The sequence below is a fragment of the Marivirga tractuosa DSM 4126 genome, assembly GCF_000183425.1.
Lineage (GTDB): Bacteria > Bacteroidota > Bacteroidia > Cytophagales > Cyclobacteriaceae > Marivirga > Marivirga tractuosa.
In genome coordinates this window covers 4,117,900-4,140,000 of record NC_014759.1, presented here as the reverse complement: position 1 = coordinate 4,140,000, position 22,101 = coordinate 4,117,900, and the positions used below count along the sequence as shown (strand labels likewise).

The window sequence follows — 22,101 nt, the reverse complement described above, 5'->3', positions numbered from 1 at the left end:
AACGAAGCTCCTATCTGGATGACTTTGACATTTAATGGTTACCGAATCCGGAAATCAATTAAAGCTTCAAAAGTAAGAATACAAAATTGGAACTCCACAAAATCCAGAGTAAAGAAGGGAACTGTAAATAGTAAAGGTATAACTGCAGAATTACTAAATGCCAAACTTGAGGAGCTTGAAGAAAATATTAAGAAGATAAATAAGGTTGCTCTTAGAGATGAAATAAAGTTTACAGAAGAGTATATAATATCAAAATTAGAAAATCCTCATAGTATTGATGCTAGGACGATAGGCTTCTTCCAAGCATTTGATGAATTTTTAAAATCATGCAAATCACATAAAGCCAAGAATACGATTAAAAATTATACTACCATTAGAAATTTTCTGGAAGATTATGAATCATCTACAAAGTCAAAAATTGAATTAGACCTTATAGACTTAGACTTTTTCGAAAAATTAAGAGATTATTCATTTTCTAATTTAAAAGTTGCGGACAATTATTTTGTCAAGATTATCTCTGTCCTTAAAACCTTCATGAATTGGTGTATCAATAAAAGATATACTAATTCAACTGAATTTAGAAAATTTAAAACCTCTGAAAGAGAAAGAGAGGTAATCTATCTAACAAAGGATGAACTATTCACTCTTTATAATTATCAATTTGATTCAAAGAAATTAGAACATGTAAAAGACACCTTTTGCTTTTCATGCTTTACTGGCTTAAGATTTTCCGATGTTATTTCACTGAATGAAAATAGCATCATAGATGGATACATTGTTAAGAACATCCAAAAGACGAAAGAAATATCAGCCAAAATACCTTTAAACAAGTATGCCTTAGAAATAATATCAAAGTATAAGAATACTATTCACTCTCCCCTACCCGTGATTTCTCAACAAAAATATAATGAATATGTAAAGCAATGCTGTGAAGAAGTTGGTATCAATTCCCTGATAACGCTTATTGAATATAGGGGTAGCAACAGAATAGAAAAGACAATACCAAAATATAACCTAATAACAAGCCATGTGGCTAGAAAAACATTTGTCACTAATTCACTAATTCTTGGAATGAAGGAATTAGTGGTAAGAAATATCACAGGACATAAAAAAGAAGCTTCATTTAAAAAATATGTTAAAATTGCAGACGATCATAAAAAGACAGAAATGGAAAATACCTGGAATAAGCTTTAATGGAAACAAAAATTCACAATTGAAGATTTTCTTTTCAAATCGAGTCAACTGCTTATCCAAATCTGATTTCCATAAATCTTTAACTCAGAAAGATTTTTTCCAACTTATTGATCTAAAGGAATCAATTTTAGAAAGTAACGAGTTCTCATCTGAGCTATGCAGTTTTTTGAGAATCCTTAATCTCCAAATCAATAGGTTAAAAGATTCAGCATATTCCTTAGCAAACATAAACAATGTTGACATTAACAAACAGCATAATGTATTAACAAAACTATATCAAAGTATTAAAGACGATCTTATAAGGATTAAAAGAATTGAGAGTCTAGAAACTAAGAAATTTCATATAAATGAAAAATTAACTAACTTTTTGGATGCCAAATTAGAGTCTATAGCTGTTAGAATTCATCAAATTCACTTTGAAGAAAGCCTTCCACAGGTTGAATACCCAGCTTTACATAGGCACGACCCAAAAAATTGGTGTAAAATTATTGAAGAAAAAGTATGGAATCATAAAGATCCCTATAACACTGTACTCTGGATTAGATTACAATTAGATAGAATTAAGGATAATTATATTCATTTACATCAGATAGAAATTGTAAAAAACAAAAACAAATCATTTCAAGATATTAAAAATCACGCAGTAAAAATTCCCATTGAAAATTATGTTGATGAAATAAATAATCTTCTCAATAAATTACCTGATGCAATTGAAAGAGCTGTTAGAGAAGAAAACATATCAACATACAAATCATCAGTATCCATTAAAAATAAGCCAATTTTCAAGAAATGCATTAAATTCATGGTAGACTACGGATTAATAGAGTTTAATTATACTAATATTGATTGGCTCATTTACTCAATATGCTCCAATCACGATTTTGATTTAGACGTTGATAATGAATTACCAGCTGGCTCCATTTATATCTTTACGAAAGATTCAGTTCATGATGTAAGAATGATTTTTCAATATATGTTATCGCACGGATACATGGGCTTTAAGGTAGCAGACCAACTAAATGCCTTGCTAAGAGAATTAATTTCCACTACTGCAAAAGGAAATAAAGCTGAAACATGGAAGAAAAATATTTCTAAAGCCAAAGAAAGAGAAATGCAAACAATTAGTTTTAAAAATTCTCACATAACCTTTACTGAATTTAAGTCATTTATCCTTAATTAAAATACCTATCTAAAAAAAAATCCACACTTCTACGATATCTACATTATTGAATATCAGTATATTAAAATAACTTTTTGAAAAAGTTATTTTTTGAACCACCATATCGCCCGATGTTAGCGAATGTAAAACAATTCAATTTCGCTATGCAAAATAACGTCACAATTACAATGTCCTTGGATGAATTTAAACAGGTTATAAGGGACACAATAGAAACTTCTTCATCTACAGCAACTATTGATGTTGAAGGAGATGAAATGAACCAAAAAGAAGCTGCTAAATTCCTAGGAGTTACTCAAACTACGATTATAAAGTATAAAAGGGAAGGAAAAATACCCTACGAACAGCTACCTGGATCTACCAAAGTAAAATACTATAAGTCACAGCTTAAAAAAGTAATTTCAAAAAACAGGCATTTACTAGGACCATCTAGAAAATAAAAAACCACAACGCTTTCGCACTGTGGCCATTAAATTTTTGTCTGTGGTAAGTCAAAGTTAAGGCTTTAGTGCGATTAAAACAAAAATCTAAAGTTTTATGGATTGGAATAAGGACAAAAAACTCTACTTAAGAGTTGCAACTACCTATTACAAAAAGGTAGATAAACTTCTATTATCTGGCGATTATCATAACTACTTAACCATGTGGAGTAGGCAAGCATTAATTGATGACTACGGAAAAGAAAGCATAGGAGACATAAAAAAGTTCGATGGGTTCTGTAATTATCCTAGTCATACAAATTATCAAGAGACGATAGGTAAACTATTTAACACCTACAAAAAACTTAATTATGAACCTAAGGAAGGTAGTATAGAAAACTTTAAAGCATACATGAACCATATTTTTCAATCACAGTATGAATTAGGCTTGGATTACTTTACTATCCTTTATCAAAAGCCAACTCAAGCACTTCCTATATTATGTTTAGTCAGTAGGGAAAGAGGAACGGGGAAGACTACTATTCTTAATTTATCTAAGTTAATATTTGGTGACAATATGACTGTCAATAAAACCGAGGACTTCAGGTCACAGTACAATGAAGATTGGTCCAGTGAATTATTAATAGGCATAGATGAAGCCTTATTGGATAGAAAAGAAGATAGTGAAAGGATAAAGAACCTTAGTACAGCAAAAACCACTAAAAGTCAAGCAAAATACAAGCAAAGAGTTGAACAGGAGTTCTTTGGAAAGTTCATTTTATGTAGTAATCATGAAGAAACTTTTATTCCAATAGATCAAGGTGAAACCCGATACTGGGTTATCAAGGTGAAGCCTTTTGAAGGTGAAGAGGATCCCTTTCTCATAGAAAAATTAGAGAAAGAAATACCTGCGATAATGCATTTTTTGGCTAATCGGAAAATTTCTACTGAACATTCTAGTCGAATGTGGTTTCACCCTTCATTATTAAAAACTGATGCTCTTAGAAGAGTAATAAATAGGAATAAAAGTAAAGCTGAGCTTGAATTGGCATCAATTTTCAATGATATCTTATACGATTTCGATCAAGAGGAAATCAAGTTCACATTAACTGATGCAGTAGCTTTCCTCAATAGGTCTAAAATAAGAAATAATCAACGAACTCAAATTAAAGAAATTTTACAGCAAAAATGGCAACTTTCTCCAATCGAAAACCCCAGTACATACACTAAATATACAATAAATTCGGAAGGGAATATTTATGAAACACCTCAAGCAAAAGGTAGATACTACACAGTTAATAAAGAATTTATAGATGATAAACTGTTGAATTGTTGACTTATCACTCTAATTAACTGTATATCAATAATATAATAATCAACAAAGTGGTCAACAATTAAGCAACAAAATAGAAAATGTTGAGAGAATGAATTAAAAATTCAACAATTGTTGATCCCATGTTGACTGAAAGTTGACTTATAAATAAATGTATTTCAAACACTTAACTCAAATATCAACAAAACAACAGAAAAACGACCTGATAATTAAAACACTTTCTAAAATGGAAAAAAATAAATCTTTAACATGTGCAGAAATCAATAAATACTCAATTATTGAATACCTGAAAAATAAAGGAATAGACCCCGCAGAAAAGTTAAGAAATCGATTTAGGTACTATTCCCCTATTAGAAATGAAAACACACCTTCCTTTGATGTTTCATTAGAAAAGAACGTCTGGATAGATAGAGGAACTGGTGAGGGTGGCACGCTAGTTGATCTTTGTACAAGATTAGAAAATTTGTCTGTAAGTGAGGTAGTGAAGAAATTTAATAATGACTCTTTTTCCTTTCACCAGCTAAATATTGCTAAACCCAAAATTGATAAAACATCAAGCTTTAAGATTCTTTCAAAGGAGCTTTTGAAAGAAAAAAGACTATGCGATTACTTAGAAGAAAGAGCTATCAAATTGCCTGTAGCCAAACGAATGGTAAATGAATACCACTACTCCCTTAACAGTAGAAACTATTTTGGGATTGGAATAGACAACGTAAAAGGTGGAGTTGAACTCAGAAATAAATATTTTAAAGGAACATTAGGTCCAAAAGCAATCAGTTACTTCAAGGGTAACAATAATAAAATATTAGTCTTTGAAGGCTTCATTGACTTATTATCCCACTTCAGCTATTCAAAGAAGGAACAAACTTCAAGTCACATTATAATTCTAAACAGCACCAATAACACATTAGCAGCTAAAGAACAAGTTCTGCAGCTGCCTAAAAATATGGAAGTATTTCTGTTTTTGGATAGAGATGAGGCTGGAAAGAGATCAGGTCAAGTTTTTCAAAATTTGGACAGAAAAATATTTGACATGAGCTATATCTACAAGGGTTATAATGATTACAACGTAATGCTGATGAATAAACCCAATATTAAAAAATCAAAAGGTATGAGCATGTAATACTGTGAATACTAGTCCTCAAGTATTCAGCTGTAATACTTTATTACTGTGTAATACTGGTAATATCAAAAATACTGTGTGACCATGTAATAAGTGTAATACAATGTTATGAGGAAATATAAGTAATACAGTATTCAAATTATGAATAGTAAATACTTTAAATACAAATAATATGACCAGAACAATCGCAATATCAAATCAAAAAGGAGGTGTGGGGAAAACTACCTCAAGCCTTAACATTGCAGCAGCCCTAGCTTTAGAAGGGAATAGAGTACTTTTAATCGATTTAGATCCTCAAGCAAATTTGAGTAAGTCTTGTGGTATAATTGATCCTGAAAAGCATGTATATGGAGTTTTATTGAAAGAATACGCCATTAAGGAAACTGTTGCTAAAATTCGTAAGAACTTATTGTTAATTCCATCCAGTAAAAACTTGGCTGCTTTTGAGCAAAATAGTGGCACTAATCCTGATGCATTTTACATCCTACAGGAGGAGCTTGCTGAGCTTACCAAATCGGTAGACATAGATTTCATTATTTTAGATTGTCCCCCTTCTCTAGGGCTTCTATCGGTAAATGCTTATGTAGCAGCCTCGGAGGTATACACTCCTTTGGAATCCCAAGAATTTAGCTTAGATGGACTTGATGAAGTTATTAAGACTATCAATAAAATGAAAAAGCGATTAAACCCTGACTTAAAACTATCAGGCGTATTTTTCACACGCCACCATAGAAGAAAACTTATCAGTCAGGAAGTAGAAAATATCATACAGATTGACTATCCGCGATTGCTGTTAAAAACTGGAATTAGAGAGTGCGTTCAGCTCAAAGAATCTCCCTCAGCCAGAAAAGATATTTTTGAATATGCACCCGAATCAAATGGTGCCACAGATTATAGAAATTTAGCAAATGAAATCTTAAATATCCACAACCATGTCGAAAAGTAGAATTAGTATCAAACGAGATCAGAAGCCGAAATCAACTGATGATTTCTTCTCGAATTTTGAAGATAGTAATGAGAAGCCTGAGCCAGTTTTATCAAATGATAAAAAAGCCAAAAAATATACTCGGCAAACATTTCTAATTAGTGATGATCATTTAGAAAAACTCAAAGATTTTGTTCATACTAAAAAGCTCAGGGAAGATTACAATTATACCCAAAAACAAGCTTTAGAAAATGCCTTGGATTTATTATTTGAATCTATTGACAATATTGAGAAACGACCAAAAAAGGACTCTTAACTCCTGCTCTATTTTGATTTAATCCATAACGTTACCAAATGGAAAAGAAATGTATACAGTGTCAAGTTGAGTACAACGGATATAAAAATTCGAATTACTGCAGCATCAAATGCAAGCAAAAATCCTACAGAAATAGAAAGAAGCTGGAAGAAAAGCAACTTAAAGGGGATTTGGCCTATATAGCCAAGTATGCGAATCGATATTATCTTGAAAATAAGAACCCCAATGGCAATGTGATTATAGAGAAATATTTAAACGATTGAATTTGATATTAGCGTAAAAAGCAAGGTATATTCTGGTATTACCAAAAGTCCTTGCAAAGGGCATTGCCCCTTGACCCTAAAGAACAGGGACGTTCTTTCAAATGCTCCCTACAGGTCACATTTTTAAATTAATTAAACTCTACAGAAAAATGAATGAAAAAAGAAATCCAAAGAAGACAGGAAGACCTAGAAAAAATGAATCAGAAAAACTTTCAGAAGGCCTTGGTTTTAAATGCACTGAGAAAGAAAAGGAAAAAATAATTAAATTAGCAAAACAGCGTTCATTATCTGAATATGTAAGAGATAAAGCCCTAAGTAACAGAATAAAAATAGTCTCCAAAACTGATGAGAAAATGCTTGAGAAGTTTCATGAAATAGGTTTGAAAATAAATCAAATTGCTAAAATTCTTAATATCACTAAAGATCCAAATGAAATTAAAAAGTTCAAAAATGACCTAGAAGAAATGATTGCTGAGTTAAAGGAAATACATCTAGCTATACAAAGAAATTAATTACTTCATACCATTCAGTATATTTGAAATTATGCCAAAAAATAAAATGCATTTAAACTGGAATCCAAATGTTGATCCTGAAACAGAGGATAGATTGGTTTTTATGAAAATGAGTGACGCTGAGAAATGGAAAAGCTTCAATAAGCTTATTCTGATGAACAGAAAAGAGCCGCTTACTTTCCATAAAAGAAGAATTGAGTGGAAGTAAGCAACTCCTTGTATTTTTAGATTTCTATTCCTTGTAGATGACTCCTTTGATAGAGTAAGTATTAATAGGAACTCTCTTAAAGTTTTCATTAGTAATCAATACGGCATGACCACCTTTGGCTGCAGCTTCTTTTTTCATGGCCACTATTGCTTCTTCCCTTAGTTTTTTCTTCGCACCGTAATATTTACTCTTTTCAACTTCAAGATCATCGACCATTTCCATAGAAGCAACTTGGTTTTCGTCCTCATAGACTTTTACATCTTCCCAGGAAACAGTTTTTACCTCCTTTTTATCTTCCTGCTCAAAGGTTTGAGTTCTTCCCGATGCGAAAACAATGGATTCAATTTCAGATGTTTTTAATTGATTTGTCAAGGATTCCTCTGGGAAATTGTATTCTATAAAATCGGTAGTAACCTTGGTTACCTTTACTTCTATTGAGCTGCCGTCAGTTTTATTGACTTGATCAAATGATTCTTCCTGAGCCATTACTGTAAGGGCAATAAGAAAGCTTAAAATTGTAAGTGATAGTTTCTTCATGAATGGATTATTTATTAAGTATTAAAAAATTAAATTCTTTCTCCTGAAATATTCATCGAGCCAGTAAAAGTCTTGCGCCCATAAATTAGATGGTCATTGTTTAGGGTTAAAATATTAAATATTTGCCCATTGATCTTGATCTTTTCTGCATTAGCTTGATAAGTGCCCTTTATTTTTCTTTCCCCGATTAAAACTGTGCCATTGTCCAAAAATTCATATGTTTTATCATGAATTTTCCATTTTCCCAGTATTGACTTATTATGCCCTTCTTCCAATTTTATGTCTTTAATCAGCTTACCCACTTCATTATTTTCCATTAAATGGGTTAAAATGCCCTCATCATAGGTGTTTTTCTTAATAGTGTCACCTTTGGAATTATAGGATATTTCTTCACCGTGATAATTTCCTTCCTTGGCGGTGTATTCTTTTATCAGATTACCTTTTTTATCCCACTTTTTCCATGAACCAGTTGAAAGGTTGTTTTCATATATTCCTTTGGTTCTCACTTGTCCATTGGAATAAAATTGGGTGTATTCACCGTTTTTCAATTCAGACCCATTTTCATCAACAGTATATTCAAATCTTTCTTTGATGGATCCGTCCGGAAATTTGGTTTCTTTTGTTTTTTGTCCGCATGAAATGAAGGCAAGGGTTAATATGCTAAAAATAGTGAATGATAGTTTTTTCATAATGGTTTTGATTAATAGTTTAAAATTGAATTTGTTAATTGGGCAATGATTCCATCTGGCTTTCATAAGCATCTTCTAAGCAGCATGAGCCTAATGCTTTTGGAGTTAAATTTTCCTCCGTATCCCATTCGGTAATTTCCACTACTGCAAGTGGCACATAGTTTCTTTGACACCATCTGACAGCTTCTTTTATGCCCTCATGGGTTTCTTTTAGCTTCGGGCGGTCAAATTCCTCGCCTGTGTAATATGCTATTGTAAATCTTCTCTTTTCCATGACTTCTCTATTTTTGTTTTGTATCTTATCTTAACAAAACTCCTGGCCCTGCCAAGTGAAATGCAATCATAACTTCTTTGAACAATCTTTTCTCTTGAATATTTTCAAATACATAAGAGGGGTCTAAAATCTTGATTTTAAATAGATCAGTAAACTTTTCAAGTTCTTCCTTAGAAAATTCGTGAAAATCTCGTTGTCTAAGCAATGAAGGTTCTCTTAAGTTTGCAGCTCTATAATTTGAAAGGCATATTTCCTTATATTCCTTATATTTTTCAATCTTCTCTTCTGGCTGTTTTGAGGCTTTTAAAAGCTCTATATCCATTGATTCCATAGAGCAGTATTTTCTTAGCCCATCAAATTCCTTTACCTCTTCATCGGTATAATCATTGACTGTTAATTTTAACGCTTTTTCCATTTTACTAAGGTTAATAGTGAAGTCGAAATATAATAAATTCTATCAATGAGTACAATTCCACTCAAGGTAAATGCTCGGTCAATTTTACCTTTCCATCGTGGAAGAATTACTTAAAGAGTATTTTGCAGATGTATTAAAGGAGGTAAGGTTAGAAAAAGGCCTTACTCAGCAGAAGCTGTGTGATCTTGCAAATATGGAACGAGTTGTGCTTTCTAGGATTGAACGGAAAATATCATTTCCTTCCATTCCCACCCTATTCAGACTTTGTGTTGTTTTAGGAATCAAACCTTCTGAAATTGTGAAAAAGGTGGAATCACGTCAAAATAAGGCTTAATTTTTTTTCCATTTAAGCATTTCCCATTTCATTGATTAGTGCAAACCTTAGAAATAAGGTTATTTCATTTGAAGCTACTTGCATCTGTGTAATAATTTAATTTAATTTGAGGTATCTTATCAAGTCAATGACTTTGTAAGGTTTTGGTTGAAATATAGCCGTTGGGTGGGGATCCAACGGCTTTCTTTTTATAGGCTTATCAGTATTTTAATTGTTAGTGACATTGTAAGGAACTTTGAAACCATGTAAATTCATAATTTATTATCTATTCTATGTATCTTTAAATAAATTGAAACTCCCCAGACCAAACAAGCAACAGTTCCCGTCAATAAGAAAAGCATTATTAAAATGCCTGTCGCATTAGGACTAGCCAGACCTATAGCCACTAAGGAAGACACAAAACAGACAAAAAGTGTCAGTGGCACTTTCATCATATTTTGCAGTCTTATGACAGAATTGTGGTCAATATTTTTTTTATCAATTTTCAATTGTATATAAATACTTTGTAAAGCTTAAAAAAATCAACCTCCTTTTAAAGGACAGCAAAAAAAGCCCTGCTAAAACGTGCTTGTTGCTTATTCAGCCCTATTTTCTATTACTTCTTGTGATAAATACTCTGAAAATTGAAAAAATCTTAAATGAGATCGGAAGACAATTTTAAAATCAGCTTGGATTCTATATCTTTTGACCATGAAAATCCAATTCGCATCAGACCTTCATTTAGAGTTTATGATGAACAAAGTTTTCATTGAGAAATATCCTTTGGAAGCTAAAGGTGATATTTTGATTTTGGCAGGTGACATTATTCCTTTCAACATGATGCATGCTGCAGATAACTTTTTCGATTATGTATCTGATAATTTTGAGATGGTATATTGGATTCCTGGCAATCACGAATATTACCAATCTGATATAAATGAAAGAAGCGGTTCATTTCAAGAGCAAATTCGAGATAATGTTATTTTGCTAAATAATAAATCAATTCATTTTCAAGATTATAAAATCATCTATAGCACGCTCTGGACTTCAATTGGAGATCAGTATGCAAATGACATAAAACGTGGTATGAATGATTTTAGAGTGATTAAAGATGATGGATTAAGCCTCCGACCTAAAAAATATAATCAGCTTCATGAAGACTGCCTTTCCTTTATTCAGAAGGAGTTGGAGGAATGTAGTGAAAATGAAAAGTCAGTAGTAGTTACACATCATGTACCCACCAAAATTAATTACCCCTCAAAATATCAAGGCAGCATATTGAATGAAGCTTTTGCAGTTGAATTAGAACCTTTCATTAAGGAATTTAAGCCCAATTACTGGATTTATGGTCATCATCATGCAAACAGAAAAGATTTCCAAATTGGAGAAACTCAATTAATGACCAACCAATTAGGGTATATTGACTTACAAGAGCAAGAAGGTTTCAAACCTGATAGATTGATTTTTTAAAATCACATTGATACTTTGATTCTATTTAGGTCAGTATAAATTGATAATAGTCCATTTTACTTTGTCATGAATAATTTAACCTTTTAAGTAAATTCTATTAAATTGACTTCAATTTATAAATCCTTATTTTTATTTGAATGTCAAACCATAAGATACTGACTCCCCGAAAATCACTCAATAAAGCATTTCTAAAGGTTAAGCCTTACCGAGAGTCTATTGAAAACTTTAAAATCAATATAATTCAATTGATTGAAAGGGCTGATAATGAAAAACGTGAAGAACATAATAAAATCGTTCTAATAGATTTTTTAAAAAAGACCTATTATGATCCTAACCACTATATCAATACAAAAGAAAGTAGTGATTTAGTAGTACATAATGGGAAAAATGCTGATTCTAGTGTTGGGGTAATTATAGAAACTAAAAAGGCTAGTAATAAAGCAGAAATGCTGTCAACCAAAAAACTGAATACAAAAGCATTACAGGAACTGTTACTTTATTATTTACGTGAACGAGTCCATCAAAACAATAAAGAGCTTAAACACTTAATAGCCACAAATATTAATGAATGGTTCATCTTTGATGCTCAACTTTTCGAAAAACTATTCTACAATAATAAACCCTTAGTGAATCAATTTAAAGAATTTGAAGCTGGTCGCTTAAGTGGTAATACTACAGATTTCTTTTATAAAGAAATTGCAAATCCTTTTATTGAAAAAGTACTAGGTCAATTGAATTATACTCATTTTGACCTAAATGAGTATAAAAAACCACTTTTAAATAATGAACAGAAAGACGATAATAAATTAATTGTTCTATTCAAACTTCTATCCCCGGAGCACCTACTTAAGTTACGCTTCAAAAATGACAGCAACTCTCTTGACAGCAAATTTTACAAGGAACTATTGCATATAATAGGTTTAATTGATGAAAAGCAAGGTGGAAAAAGAGTAATTGGTAGAAAAAAAGAAAGTGAGCGAAATGCAGGAACTTTACTTGAAAATACAATTATCCAATTAGACTCTTTAGATAAGATATATCGATTAGAAAAGCCAAATCAATATGGTACAACAAATGAAGATAGACTCTTTAATGTTGGACTTCAACTTTGTATTACATGGATCAATAGAATTTTGTTTCTAAAACTAATGGAGGCTCAATTAATCAATTATCACAAAGGGGATAACTCTTATGCGTTTTTGAATTTTAAAAAAATAAAAAATTTTGATGATCTTAACAGCCTTTTCTTTCAAGTATTAGCAAAGAAAAATAACAACCGTAGCGAAGAAATTCAAAACAACTTTCAAAAAGTACCCTATCTAAACTCTTCCTTATTTGAACCAAATGATTTAGAGCATAATACACTTTTCATTAGCAACCTACGAGACGAAAAGGAAATACCATTGCATCCAAATACAGTCCTAAAAAATAGTAATGGAAAAAAAAGAAGTGGAAAACTGAATACCTTGGAATATCTATTTGCCTTTCTTGAAGCTTATGACTTTAGTAGTGAAGGTGGAGAAGAAATTCAAGAAGATAATAAAACTTTAATTAATGCATCAGTACTTGGTTTAATATTTGAAAAAATCAATGGTTATAAAGATGGATCATTTTTTACGCCTGGGTTCATTACGATGTATATGTGCAGGGAGAGTATCAGAAGATCTGTAGTTCAAAAATTCAATGAGATAAAGGAATGGAATTGTAAAAATTTTGATGAACTATATGATAAAATAGAAGATAGAAATGAAGCTAACACTATTATAAACAGCTTAAAAATATGCGATCCTGCAGTTGGTTCAGGTCATTTCTTGGTATCAGCTCTCAATGAGATTATTGCCGTTAAAAATGATCTAAAAGTACTTCAAGATAGAGAAGGTAAACGGCTAAAAGAGTATCATTTTGAAGTTATAAATGATGAGTTAGTTATTACAGATGATGACAGCGAATTATTTGAGTACTCTATCAAGAATAAAGAGAGTCAGCGAGTACAAGAAGCTCTTTTTCATGAAAAACAGACAATCATTGAAAATTGCCTGTTTGGTGTAGATATTAATCCTAATTCAGTTAAAATATGTCGATTACGTTTGTGGATTGAACTTCTAAAAAATGCCTACTATAAAAACGAAACCGAACTTGAAACCCTCCCAAATATTGATATCAATATCAAATGTGGTAATTCTTTAGTCAGTCGTTTCGATTTGGATGTTAGTATAAGTAAGATACTGAAAAATAAAAAGTGGAATGTCGACACATATAAAGCAGCAGTAAAGTCATATCAAAACGCAAAGACCAAAGAAGAAAAAAGAGACTTTGAACGACTAATAGAAATAATTAAAGGGGATTTTAGAACTGATATAGCTAAATACTCTGATCGTGATGTGCGCGATTTACAAAAAGAAAACGAAAAATTATATGTAAGATATCAGTCTAAACAATTATTTGATTCAAAACTATCTAAAAAGCAACTAAAAGATAAAAAAGAGTTAGAAGAGAATATAAACAGTTTAACCCAAAAAATTAAAGAAAAACAAAATAACCCTATTTTCAGTAATGCTTTTGAATGGCGATTTGAATTTCCAGAAGTACTAAATGACAAAGGAGATTACTTGGGATTTGATGTTGTCATTGGTAATCCACCTTATATTAGACAAGAGGAATTAAAAGAGTTTAAAAACTATTTCAAGAGTACATTCCCCACTTATTCTGGCACAGCAGATATATATGTTTTTTTTATTGAAAAAGGATATTCGATCTTGAAAAAGAACGGTGAATTCACATACATAATGCCAAATAAGTTCATGCAAGCAGGATATGGTAGAAATGCAAGAAAGTTTTTACTCGAACATAATATTGTAGAGTTCTTGAATTTCGGTGACTTGCAAGTTTTTGAAGAAGCTACAACTTATCCGTGTATTTTATTTGCCCAAAAGTCAAATCCAAATAAAGATTTAAAAGTAATAAACATAGATACACTTAAATTCCCTGATGGATTTCAAGTGTATATTGATACTCATAGAAATGTAATAAATCAGAATTCACTAAATAATGAAACTTGGATAATTTCTAATTCAGAGGATCAAGATTTACTTGAAAAAATTAAGTCTATAAGTAAACCCCTAAATGAATTTTTGACAGGAGTTGCAAACTATGGCATTAAAACGGGCTTATCTTCCGCATTTTTTATAAATGAAAAAACTAAAAATCAAATAACAGAAGTTGACCCTAATTCCATAAAATTAATTAAGCCCATGCTTAGAGGGAGAGATATTACTCCTTGGTACTCGAAATCTGAAAATTCCTATCTAATTGGTACTTTCCCAAGCCTTAGATTGAATATTGATAATTATACAGGTATTAAAAATCATTTAAAGTCTTTTGGAATAAAGCGATTGGAACAAAGTGGGGAGAATGGGTCACGTAAAAAGACATCTGGGAAATGGTTTGAAACACAAGATTCTATTGCTTACTGGAAAGAATTTGAAAGACCTAAAATTATGTATCAAAGATTCCAGATAAAACCATGTTTTATATATGACGAAGAAGGTCAATACTGTAATGATTCTGTTTGGATTATTCCTACAGATGATAAAGTATTGCTTGGAATATTAAATTCAAAATTAGGATGGTGGCTAATTTCAAAATATTGCACTGCTATTCAAAATGGTTACCAACTAATTTGGAAATACTTTAGCCAAGTGCCAATTGCAACGGCAAATGAAAGTCAGAAAATAAAAATTACTGATAAAGTCAATGAAATTATAAGTGAAAAAAAAGAGAATCCACACTTAGACCTATCTGAATTAGAAAGTGAAATAGATCAATTGGTATATCAACTTTATGGATTGACTGATGAAGAAATTAAGATTATTGAAAATTAAGCATGCAAAGTTCGGACTTAAACAAGAAGGATAAGGAGCAGGCAGTATATTTATTTCCAGTTGATTTTTTTAAATCACCAAATTTTATAGAAAGATACAATAAGGAGCTAAGAAGATTTAGACGGTTATTTTTAACAGAAAAAAAAGAAAAAGTACAAGGTGCTTTGAATGCCTTTTACTTTGCTTGTTTAAACTCCAAAATAGAAGAAAAAGATAAACTTGAAGTCCATTTAGGTTTTTTTGAAACACTCAACTTTTATGCACAGCAATATTCAAGTAAACAGACTTTTTTAAATGTTATTGCTGAATTTGAAAAACCAAATCTAAAATCAAAATTGTTTTCAAAACATACTGTCAGATCAAGCATAATTTATGCTGAAACACTCATCATGTATTACAATTTGATTAAACTAGAGAATCCAACCAATTCATTTGAAATATCAGAGAACTTAATTAAAGCGAAGTCTTACCTGTGGAAAGTTTACATACAGCATTTAGAGGGTAAAAACATACTGAACGAAACTGATTTAAGTAGTTGTTTAACTTTGTTATCCCTAAGTTTAACTGAACTTTCCAGATGGTTTGAACCACTCTATTATTTAAATATTGCCAAGAAATATCTACACATTAATGCAAATGTTGACTATACTCGAGCCTTATTACTAGAGGCTATTAAACAAAAAACTTGCTTAAGCTATAACGGCCTGTTACTACTAAAAATCATAGATTATTGTTTAGAGGCAAAAAAATCGGGAAATATATTAGTAGAGCAAAAGCAACAATTAATAAGAGTCGAAACACAAAGCAGAAAATTCATAAAGGATCAAAAACTAAGTATAAAAAATCTTAGAAAGCATTACACAAAAATTGTAAAGCAAAAAGATAATTTTAATTCTTACAATCAGTTTTGTATTGAAAATCAACTCTATCTTAATGAACATTCATTTTTTTGTCAATGCCCCAGTGCAATCAGGGATGATCTTCAAATAGAAACAAATCACCCACACACGCAAATTAATTGGGTACAGCAGTTTGAATCAATACTAGAAGTTTCCATCTATGATTTTATTCTTGCAAGGCATAATTATTACAAGAGTTTAGATAAAGTCAATATTCACGGCTTCCATGTGAATTCAATCAAAAGAGGTGCTACCAAAAAAAATATTAAGAATGCACTTTTAAAAAACTCATTTAAAACTTTATATAGCATATTAGATCAACTTGCACATGGTATTTTTCAAGTAATGGAAATTGATTATCAGAAAAAGCTGAAAAATAAATTTCCAAATAAAAATGAACGTCCAAAGATTTACTTTTTGAATATGTGGGATCAAGGGTTGGGTTTATTTGAGGATAAAGATTTTGAATCTAATTACTACCTTATTTCTCTGTACAGCATAGCAAGAGATTTAAGCAAAGATAAATATGCTGCATTGAGTAGTTTTAGGTCAATAAGAAATGCGATGGAACACAAAATTCTTCATGTAGTGGGTTCCGATACTGAATTAAAGCATTATAAATCGATGAATGAGGAAGCTTTTACCAAATTAGAACTCATTGAAAAAACTAAAATATTGATGATTCTTACCAAATCAGCTATTTTTTCTTTCGTATATTTAATTAGGCATCAATCAAAATTTAAAGAAAATACCGAGCACTCAAAGATCAGATGGAGTTATTAACTAATCAATATAATGATGACATGAATTAAATAATACAGAATATATCTTTATCATGAATCATTTTCACTACTTATCAGAATTAGGAGAAATTGCATTGCCTAATCAACAAAAGCTGACAGAAATTTCAGAAAAAAATGAGCAACCTATCATAATTCTGGATAGCTGTGTTTGTTTGGATATCATTACCCTTATAAAGCATAAGAAATCTGCACGGGTTGATAAAATAAAAATATTTAATCTAATAGAGTATATTCAGAAAAACAATATAGAGGCAATCCCAATTTTTGCACTCATTGAACTATGCTATGATAAATCCACATTTGAGATTCAAGAAGATAAATTATGGGATATTAAGAATAAGATTGATTTTGCTCTTAAATATCCTATAAAAAGACTTAAAAAGTTAAATTTTGATTACAATCAAAATTTTATACCAAGTAAAAATCCAAAACTTTTAGTTACATCTATTGCACCCTTAGCTAGCAATCTTAATCTCTATTATGCAGGACTACTTAAAATAAGGGAAATATCAAACAATGGTTTAAAAAATGAACTTGCAGAAAAAAATATTCAAAAATTTATACAATGGATGATTAACCTAGACTTGTTTTTAGGCTTAGAATATTCTTTAGCCTTAGCAATTTTTGGAGGTGACTCTAAACTTCGCTCAATGATTAAATTAGGATCTACACCTGAAAAAGTCATAAAATCGCTTTGGGGATCTGCATGGGACTTATTTCACGCTAGGATTAGTTGTAACGCACCTGAATTAAATAAAATATTTCAGAAAAGCACATATCCAATTTTTGCTACCAGAGACTATGCACTTTACAAGCTTATGGCTCCTCATGTTGAAAATAACATTAGATACAATTCTTCTAAGCTTACCTTACGTACCAAAAATGAATATCCCAAGCACTATTCAAGTGAATTCATTAATGAATTGAACAAGACAATATTACAAACAAGCGTGGACAGAATTGATAAACCAATAATATATAATCATTCTAAAATCAATTCAATCATTAGAGAACTTGAAGCTGGATTAATCTAAAAACGATAAAATAAACCTACATTTTAATGACATTAAATTCAGAAAAATATGTCCAACATAAAGTCACACCTTGTTAAAGAAATCAAAGAATCATTATCTAAAAGAAAGTTGAGTAAAAATGATGTAGGACAATTTTTGAGAGATGTAAGAAGCTTGATCGAGCTAGAACATCAAAAAGAAAACTATAAAACTTTATACTTTTATTGTAATTGGTCAGCTCATCCTATTATCGATAGAAACAAAGAACTATATCCAATTTTAGATAAAATAAATGTCGGTTTCACTGAAATCCCTGTAAAAGGAAGCGAATCTGATCGAAAATACAATAATTATATCGATGTAATAATTGATGCATTAAATTTTCGTGAATTGAACCTAGATATTGCAAGATTTTTAAAAGTATATCTTAGGCCTTTAAATATTCTAATACCAAAATTAACCTTACTAATATGTAAAAATATTCTTCTCAAAAAAATACAATACCCTACACAGCTAAAAAAAGTAGATAATAAGAAAGACTCAACCTTAAAAAAAACCACATTAATAAGTGAAAGAATAAATAATATTGAAAAGTATAAAAACCCTCGATTGGGCATTGAAATAGACTATTCGATTCCTATCCTTTATAGTTCTTTAGTACTCTCCGAAATTAAATCAAATGTAGTTACTGTAGAAATTGAATTAAGCAAACCAGAAGATCCAGAATTAATTAAACTACAGGGGAGTATTGTGATAAATTAAATACCTAATAAGCAAGATGGAATCCTTTTTATTCATTAAAGATTCTAATAAGGATAGAGATCAATTAATTTTGAAAAGGAATATATTTTCTTAGTACTGAAATAACTACCTCTATGAATTCTTCATTCGAGAACCGTCTTCCCAACTCTTTTTCATTATCATATAAATTAATAACAATTTCCTTTTTAATCTCTAAAGGCATGAATCTTCCTTTTCCATCAATATATCTATGAACTTTATCCAAAATAATATTAATGTTTTTAGTTCTTAATTTAGAATACTCAGCAAGTAAAAATTTGATCATGTTAGACATCTCTTCTTCTCCTATGGATGTAATTACCTCTAATTCATTATAATTATTATAAGATGCATTTCTTAACTTGTCTTTTAAGCCAAAGTAATCTTTTTGAATTGAATCTACTGTTTTATTCCCAAATCTGAAGAGGCAAATATATTCATCTAAAATAAGAAGATAGGGGTTATTATATCCTTTGACAAACGATAAAAAGGTGGGATGTTCATTCGAGAAATCCTTTGCTCTCAATAATTTGTAACTAATTTTAGATTTATCACTTGATGTCAATAATTCATCTTGATTTATGGCAGATAAGTTGTCTTTTAGAGTCCTATCTAATATCCTCCTTAGTATTTCTGAATGACTCTTAGTTAAATGATTACTATCCTTTCTATTAATCGATAATCTCCAAATTATACTAGACCAGAATAAGAAGCTAATAGCTGAATTAATATTTTCTCCCTCGCTATTAAATCTACTTGCATATTCACTTTCAACAACACCTAGCTTTATTTCGCAACTTCTACAAAAAATAAAATCAACTACCAAAGGATGTTTATTGGCCTTAATTTCATCATCTGTTAGTTCTCCATAAACCTCATTGAGCTTTTCAATAGGGACTTCTCTACCAAAGTGGCTCTCAATCTTTTGGTCAGTTAAGGTGAAACCGATTTCGTAGTCTCGACCTGTTCTACCATCAATATTTTCTATTCGTTTTAGTAAAAAACTTGGTACAATGTGTGACCCGGTTTGATCAGCCTCATTTGCTTTACATAGGGAACATTTAGTTAAAATATTACTCATAATATTTATTTAATACTAATTAGAGAAAAATGTAAAAATATTGAATTAGACACTTAATACTCCTCCAACCATTCCTTAACCTTTCTCCAATCAGGGTACCCCCTCTGTTAACTGATGAAGTTCTAGTCAACAATGGCAAAAAATGACTCATTATAAAATTCTTAAATTGGGCTACAAATAAAAGCTAATTTCATTCACATTACTCAAAATACTAAAATTCACCATTTCAATATGTTCTATTGGTAGCTACTTACTTTTTCCATGTAATCATCAAAAAAGATCTGAAAATCTTCTGATTCAAAACTGGAGTCTTGTCCATGCATTATTTCTTCACAAGACTTTTTAGTGCTTCTACCAAGTTTTTTTGATATTTTAATTATATCAACACTAATGGAATTGAGTGCTTTTTTAAACAAATTTGTTTCAAAAAATTCTGATATTAGTTCTGTAAAACTATGATACTCATCCTGATCATTAGGTACTAAATCATTATTAAACTCAGCTCTAACCATATCATCAATTTTTTCTACATACTTTGTCAGGAAAGTCAAGTAATTATACAGATTAATTTTTCCACCAACTTCATATGCTAGTAATGGAAAAATTTTAGAAAAATCATCTACAGAGTCTTTGTATCTATTTTCTATTGATTGAATACTATTATTTTGATTATCAGCAACAATCTTTTTAAGGTATAAATTAAAAATAGATCTCATATAGAATCTCATTTGCTTCTTGGGCACTTGAGGGTATTTATCTTCAATTAATTTAATAATGAATTCACTGGAATGCTCCATCTCAGTTTTAGCCAAAATAGATCGAATTTCCAATAAATTAAAAAGCACATGATTTATTACTCTTTTGTTTTCTCTTCTTAATTTGAAATAATCTCTTAATTCATTCAATAGCCAACCAATGACTATTCCCGCCAAAGTCGAAATTACAGGTATGATAGTATTTATATTATCTGCAAACATATTTATTCTTAATTCTTTAAATATTTTCTAAATGCTGCAATAGTTTGATAATAACCATACGCAATAAGAAATTTACTTATATAGAATATTAAAAAGCCTACTAAATTTTCTTTTAAGAAAGAACTAGGATACTCAATATTGAATGGTAAATAAAATTGAATTAGTTGTTTACCAATATCACTATGTGGATTTCTAAAGTCTTTAGTACATAATATCCTATAGATTAAGTCCCAATCCAATAAGATAAAAAAAGTAACAAAGCCTACCATAACAGTAAAGCAAATCCCGAAATCCCATCTAAGACCATGATTATTAGAAACCCTATTTAATTGTAATGAAAGAGAGTCACTCCACTTCTTATCTGATTCTCTATCACGGGACAATAACTCAATTTCAACCTTTTGATATCTAAGAGATTCTATTACATTATTTGATTCTTTAAAGCTATGTTTTATAATCCGGATTGATTCTCTTAAAATATGATAAACATCATTTCCTTTTTCAGTTTTTGATTGTAGTTTACCATTATCTGTTTTATAAAATTGTGACTCTCCCAGTTCCTCAATTATTGAGTCAATTTTAATTGTTGAAGACCAAAAATTAAGTATACAATAAAAATTCGATCTAGAAATATCGATACATCTGTTAAATGTGGCGTTCTCAAAACTTACTTTAGTACTTTCAGTGGAAATATTATTATAAAGAAACTGTAGTTCTTGTTCGAAAGTAACGCGTGAAAATACTGTAATATTTTTGAAATCAGTTAAATGAAATTGTACTGAACATTTAAAAGTAGAGTAGTAGAAGTCCACTAAATTATTAAAAGTCGTATTATAAAAATCCACTAAATTATCAAAAATACAATGTTGAAAAGTTGTTTTTTCATGAAATATAGAGTAAGAAAAATTGATTTCATTAAAAACACTATAGTTAAAATCGACCCTACCCTTAAACTCTTTACCAAATAAGACCAATTGATTTTTGAATTCACAGTTGCTAAGATTTAAATCTAGAGTATAATCATCTTGATTTGCAATAATCTTACGGTTTACAATTATTCTTTTCCTAAAGGGAACCTCATTTATAGAATGGATAATGGAAATATAATCAATAAGATAATCTTCTTGGGCGTTGCTATCGTTTATGTCAATTTGTAAGTGTTCACCATCAATATCTCTTTTAAACTCAAATACTATGTTTTCAGCCGAAGATGTAATCTCATTTAATTTATCTACCACTTCTCTTTTAGTATATAGGAAATTCATTTAAAAAATAATTTTATAATATTAAACTAACAGTCTAGAAAATGTTCTTACTAGACAAAAAGAGACATGACAAAAACATTTATTCATACCTTGCTATCTTTACACTCTCTCCTCCCCTTGTATTGAGAGATTGCAACAACATTCAGTACATGTCTATAACAGATTTTAAATTATTGGTTCTGAATAAACAGGATAATAGGAAGTAATAGCTAATGCAATAGTAGATACTAACCT

General features: G+C 30.3%; 23 protein-coding genes (1 of these 23 only partly in view). 16 read left to right on the top strand and 7 right to left on the bottom strand.

Features of this window, described 5'->3' with window-relative positions; all coding sequences use genetic code 11:
• The 10 genes from FTRAC_RS17530 to FTRAC_RS19850 form a co-directional block, all read left to right on the top strand.
• A protein-coding gene (locus FTRAC_RS17530; protein WP_013455624.1) for a site-specific integrase crosses the window boundary here: on the top strand, positions 1–1,194 show its 3' portion. Its footprint begins 48 nt before the window's first position; 1,194 of the gene's 1,242 nt are visible here — the last part of the coding sequence; its start codon lies off the left edge, out of view; the stop codon is at positions 1,192–1,194.
• Complete coding sequence (locus FTRAC_RS17525; RefSeq protein ID WP_148230110.1) at positions 1,142–2,374, top strand: hypothetical protein; 1,233 nt, start codon at positions 1,142–1,144, stop codon at positions 2,372–2,374. The genes FTRAC_RS17530 and FTRAC_RS17525 overlap by 53 nt, the downstream gene beginning before the upstream one ends.
• 74 nt (positions 2,375–2,448) lie before the next feature.
• Positions 2,449–2,811 (top strand): helix-turn-helix domain-containing protein, encoded by a 363-nt coding sequence (locus FTRAC_RS17520; RefSeq protein ID WP_013455622.1) that lies wholly within the window; start codon positions 2,449–2,451, stop codon positions 2,809–2,811.
• A 97-nt stretch (positions 2,812–2,908) separates the two neighbouring features.
• Positions 2,909–4,126 (top strand): primase-helicase family protein, encoded by a 1,218-nt coding sequence (locus FTRAC_RS17515; RefSeq protein ID WP_013455621.1) that lies wholly within the window; start codon positions 2,909–2,911, stop codon positions 4,124–4,126.
• A gap of 223 nt (positions 4,127–4,349) precedes the next feature.
• Positions 4,350–5,246, top strand: a complete 897-nt coding sequence (locus FTRAC_RS17510; RefSeq protein WP_041649972.1) for a toprim domain-containing protein — start codon at positions 4,350–4,352, stop codon at positions 5,244–5,246.
• A 172-nt stretch (positions 5,247–5,418) separates the two neighbouring features.
• Complete coding sequence (locus FTRAC_RS17505) at positions 5,419–6,192, top strand: ParA family protein (RefSeq protein ID WP_013455619.1); 774 nt, start codon at positions 5,419–5,421, stop codon at positions 6,190–6,192.
• The gene (locus tag FTRAC_RS17500; RefSeq protein WP_041649971.1) at positions 6,179–6,487 is read left to right on the top strand and encodes a hypothetical protein; all 309 of its coding nucleotides are present in this window, start codon (positions 6,179–6,181) and stop codon (positions 6,485–6,487) included. The genes FTRAC_RS17505 and FTRAC_RS17500 overlap by 14 nt, the downstream gene beginning before the upstream one ends.
• A gap of 38 nt (positions 6,488–6,525) precedes the next feature.
• Positions 6,526–6,750: a hypothetical protein gene (locus tag FTRAC_RS17495; protein ID WP_013455618.1), complete on the top strand. Its 225-nt coding sequence runs from the start codon at positions 6,526–6,528 to the stop codon at positions 6,748–6,750.
• A 149-nt stretch (positions 6,751–6,899) separates the two neighbouring features.
• Complete coding sequence (locus FTRAC_RS17490; RefSeq protein ID WP_013455617.1) at positions 6,900–7,262, top strand: plasmid mobilization protein; 363 nt, start codon at positions 6,900–6,902, stop codon at positions 7,260–7,262.
• 31 nt (positions 7,263–7,293) lie between these two features.
• Positions 7,294–7,470 carry a hypothetical protein gene (locus tag FTRAC_RS19850; RefSeq protein WP_185094415.1) on the top strand — a complete coding sequence of 59 codons (177 nt, stop codon included), beginning with the start codon at positions 7,294–7,296 and terminating at the stop codon, positions 7,468–7,470.
• A gap of 24 nt (positions 7,471–7,494) precedes the next feature.
• Here FTRAC_RS19850 and FTRAC_RS17485 read toward each other — a convergent pair whose 3' ends face one another.
• Genes FTRAC_RS17485 through FTRAC_RS17470 form a run of 4 tightly spaced genes read right to left on the bottom strand, consistent with a single transcriptional unit; the run spans position 7,495 to position 9,385 of the window.
• Positions 7,495–8,007 carry a hypothetical protein gene (locus FTRAC_RS17485; RefSeq protein ID WP_013455615.1) on the bottom strand — a complete coding sequence of 171 codons (513 nt, stop codon included), beginning with the start codon at positions 8,005–8,007 and terminating at the stop codon, positions 7,495–7,497.
• Positions 8,008–8,036: 29 nt separating this feature from the next.
• Positions 8,037–8,696, bottom strand: a complete 660-nt coding sequence (locus FTRAC_RS17480; protein ID WP_041649967.1) for a toxin-antitoxin system YwqK family antitoxin — start codon at positions 8,694–8,696, stop codon at positions 8,037–8,039.
• Positions 8,697–8,730: 34 nt separating this feature from the next.
• Positions 8,731–8,970 carry a hypothetical protein gene (locus tag FTRAC_RS17475; protein ID WP_013455614.1) on the bottom strand — a complete coding sequence of 80 codons (240 nt, stop codon included), beginning with the start codon at positions 8,968–8,970 and terminating at the stop codon, positions 8,731–8,733.
• 25 nt (positions 8,971–8,995) lie between these two features.
• Complete coding sequence (locus FTRAC_RS17470) at positions 8,996–9,385, bottom strand: hypothetical protein (protein WP_013455613.1); 390 nt, start codon at positions 9,383–9,385, stop codon at positions 8,996–8,998.
• A 97-nt stretch (positions 9,386–9,482) separates the two neighbouring features.
• Here FTRAC_RS17470 and FTRAC_RS17465 point away from each other — a divergent pair, with 97 nt between their 5' ends.
• The 6 genes from FTRAC_RS17465 (at position 9,483) to FTRAC_RS17435 (ending at position 18,526) form a co-directional block, all read left to right on the top strand.
• Positions 9,483–9,719, top strand: a complete 237-nt coding sequence (locus tag FTRAC_RS17465; protein ID WP_041649965.1) for a helix-turn-helix domain-containing protein — start codon at positions 9,483–9,485, stop codon at positions 9,717–9,719.
• A gap of 690 nt (positions 9,720–10,409) precedes the next feature.
• The gene (locus FTRAC_RS17455) at positions 10,410–11,168 is read left to right on the top strand and encodes a metallophosphoesterase (RefSeq protein WP_013455609.1); all 759 of its coding nucleotides are present in this window, start codon (positions 10,410–10,412) and stop codon (positions 11,166–11,168) included.
• A gap of 137 nt (positions 11,169–11,305) precedes the next feature.
• The gene (locus FTRAC_RS17450) at positions 11,306–15,049 is read left to right on the top strand and encodes a class I SAM-dependent DNA methyltransferase (RefSeq protein WP_013455608.1); all 3,744 of its coding nucleotides are present in this window, start codon (positions 11,306–11,308) and stop codon (positions 15,047–15,049) included.
• Between the two features lie 2 nt (positions 15,050–15,051).
• On the top strand, positions 15,052–16,731 hold the full coding sequence (locus tag FTRAC_RS17445; RefSeq protein WP_013455607.1) for an LA2681 family HEPN domain-containing protein: 1,680 nt from the start codon (positions 15,052–15,054) through the stop codon (positions 16,729–16,731).
• Positions 16,732–16,783: 52 nt separating this feature from the next.
• Positions 16,784–17,785 (top strand): hypothetical protein, encoded by a 1,002-nt coding sequence (locus FTRAC_RS17440; protein ID WP_013455606.1) that lies wholly within the window; start codon positions 16,784–16,786, stop codon positions 17,783–17,785.
• Between the two features lie 48 nt (positions 17,786–17,833).
• Positions 17,834–18,526 (top strand): hypothetical protein, encoded by a 693-nt coding sequence (locus FTRAC_RS17435; RefSeq protein WP_013455605.1) that lies wholly within the window; start codon positions 17,834–17,836, stop codon positions 18,524–18,526.
• Between the two features lie 64 nt (positions 18,527–18,590).
• Here FTRAC_RS17435 and FTRAC_RS17430 read toward each other — a convergent pair whose 3' ends face one another.
• From FTRAC_RS17430 to FTRAC_RS17420, 3 genes are all read right to left on the bottom strand, one after another.
• Positions 18,591–19,625 carry a hypothetical protein gene (locus FTRAC_RS17430; RefSeq protein WP_013455604.1) on the bottom strand — a complete coding sequence of 345 codons (1,035 nt, stop codon included), beginning with the start codon at positions 19,623–19,625 and terminating at the stop codon, positions 18,591–18,593.
• A 236-nt stretch (positions 19,626–19,861) separates the two neighbouring features.
• Positions 19,862–20,602: a hypothetical protein gene (locus FTRAC_RS17425; RefSeq protein ID WP_013455603.1), complete on the bottom strand. Its 741-nt coding sequence runs from the start codon at positions 20,600–20,602 to the stop codon at positions 19,862–19,864.
• An 8-nt stretch (positions 20,603–20,610) separates the two neighbouring features.
• The gene (locus tag FTRAC_RS17420; protein WP_013455602.1) at positions 20,611–21,867 is read right to left on the bottom strand and encodes a pentapeptide repeat-containing protein; all 1,257 of its coding nucleotides are present in this window, start codon (positions 21,865–21,867) and stop codon (positions 20,611–20,613) included.
• Between the last annotated feature and the right edge of the window lie 234 nt (positions 21,868–22,101).

Coding starts and splice junctions, on each gene's coding strand:
- FTRAC_RS17435 (WP_013455605.1), top strand. CDS start 17,834: ATGTCCAACATAAAGTCACACCTTGTTAAAGAAATCAAAGAATCATTA.
- FTRAC_RS17445 (WP_013455607.1), top strand. CDS start 15,052: ATGCAAAGTTCGGACTTAAACAAGAAGGATAAGGAGCAGGCAGTATAT.
- FTRAC_RS17495 (WP_013455618.1), top strand. CDS start 6,526: ATGGAAAAGAAATGTATACAGTGTCAAGTTGAGTACAACGGATATAAA.
- FTRAC_RS17490 (WP_013455617.1), top strand. CDS start 6,900: ATGAATGAAAAAAGAAATCCAAAGAAGACAGGAAGACCTAGAAAAAAT.
- FTRAC_RS17475 (WP_013455614.1), bottom strand. CDS start 8,970: ATGGAAAAGAGAAGATTTACAATAGCATATTACACAGGCGAGGAATTT.
- FTRAC_RS17485 (WP_013455615.1), bottom strand. CDS start 8,007: ATGAAGAAACTATCACTTACAATTTTAAGCTTTCTTATTGCCCTTACA.
- FTRAC_RS17480 (WP_041649967.1), bottom strand. CDS start 8,696: ATGAAAAAACTATCATTCACTATTTTTAGCATATTAACCCTTGCCTTC.
- FTRAC_RS19850 (WP_185094415.1), top strand. CDS start 7,294: ATGCCAAAAAATAAAATGCATTTAAACTGGAATCCAAATGTTGATCCT.
- FTRAC_RS17425 (WP_013455603.1), bottom strand. CDS start 20,602: ATGTTTGCAGATAATATAAATACTATCATACCTGTAATTTCGACTTTG.
- FTRAC_RS17500 (WP_041649971.1), top strand. CDS start 6,179: ATGTCGAAAAGTAGAATTAGTATCAAACGAGATCAGAAGCCGAAATCA.
- FTRAC_RS17455 (WP_013455609.1), top strand. CDS start 10,410: ATGAAAATCCAATTCGCATCAGACCTTCATTTAGAGTTTATGATGAAC.
- FTRAC_RS17420 (WP_013455602.1), bottom strand. CDS start 21,867: ATGAATTTCCTATATACTAAAAGAGAAGTGGTAGATAAATTAAATGAG.
- FTRAC_RS17450 (WP_013455608.1), top strand. CDS start 11,306: ATGTCAAACCATAAGATACTGACTCCCCGAAAATCACTCAATAAAGCA.
- FTRAC_RS17470 (WP_013455613.1), bottom strand. CDS start 9,385: ATGGAAAAAGCGTTAAAATTAACAGTCAATGATTATACCGATGAAGAG.
- FTRAC_RS17440 (WP_013455606.1), top strand. CDS start 16,784: ATGAATCATTTTCACTACTTATCAGAATTAGGAGAAATTGCATTGCCT.
- FTRAC_RS17510 (WP_041649972.1), top strand. CDS start 4,350: ATGGAAAAAAATAAATCTTTAACATGTGCAGAAATCAATAAATACTCA.
- FTRAC_RS17430 (WP_013455604.1), bottom strand. CDS start 19,625: ATGAGTAATATTTTAACTAAATGTTCCCTATGTAAAGCAAATGAGGCT.
- FTRAC_RS17505 (WP_013455619.1), top strand. CDS start 5,419: ATGACCAGAACAATCGCAATATCAAATCAAAAAGGAGGTGTGGGGAAA.
- FTRAC_RS17515 (WP_013455621.1), top strand. CDS start 2,909: ATGGATTGGAATAAGGACAAAAAACTCTACTTAAGAGTTGCAACTACC.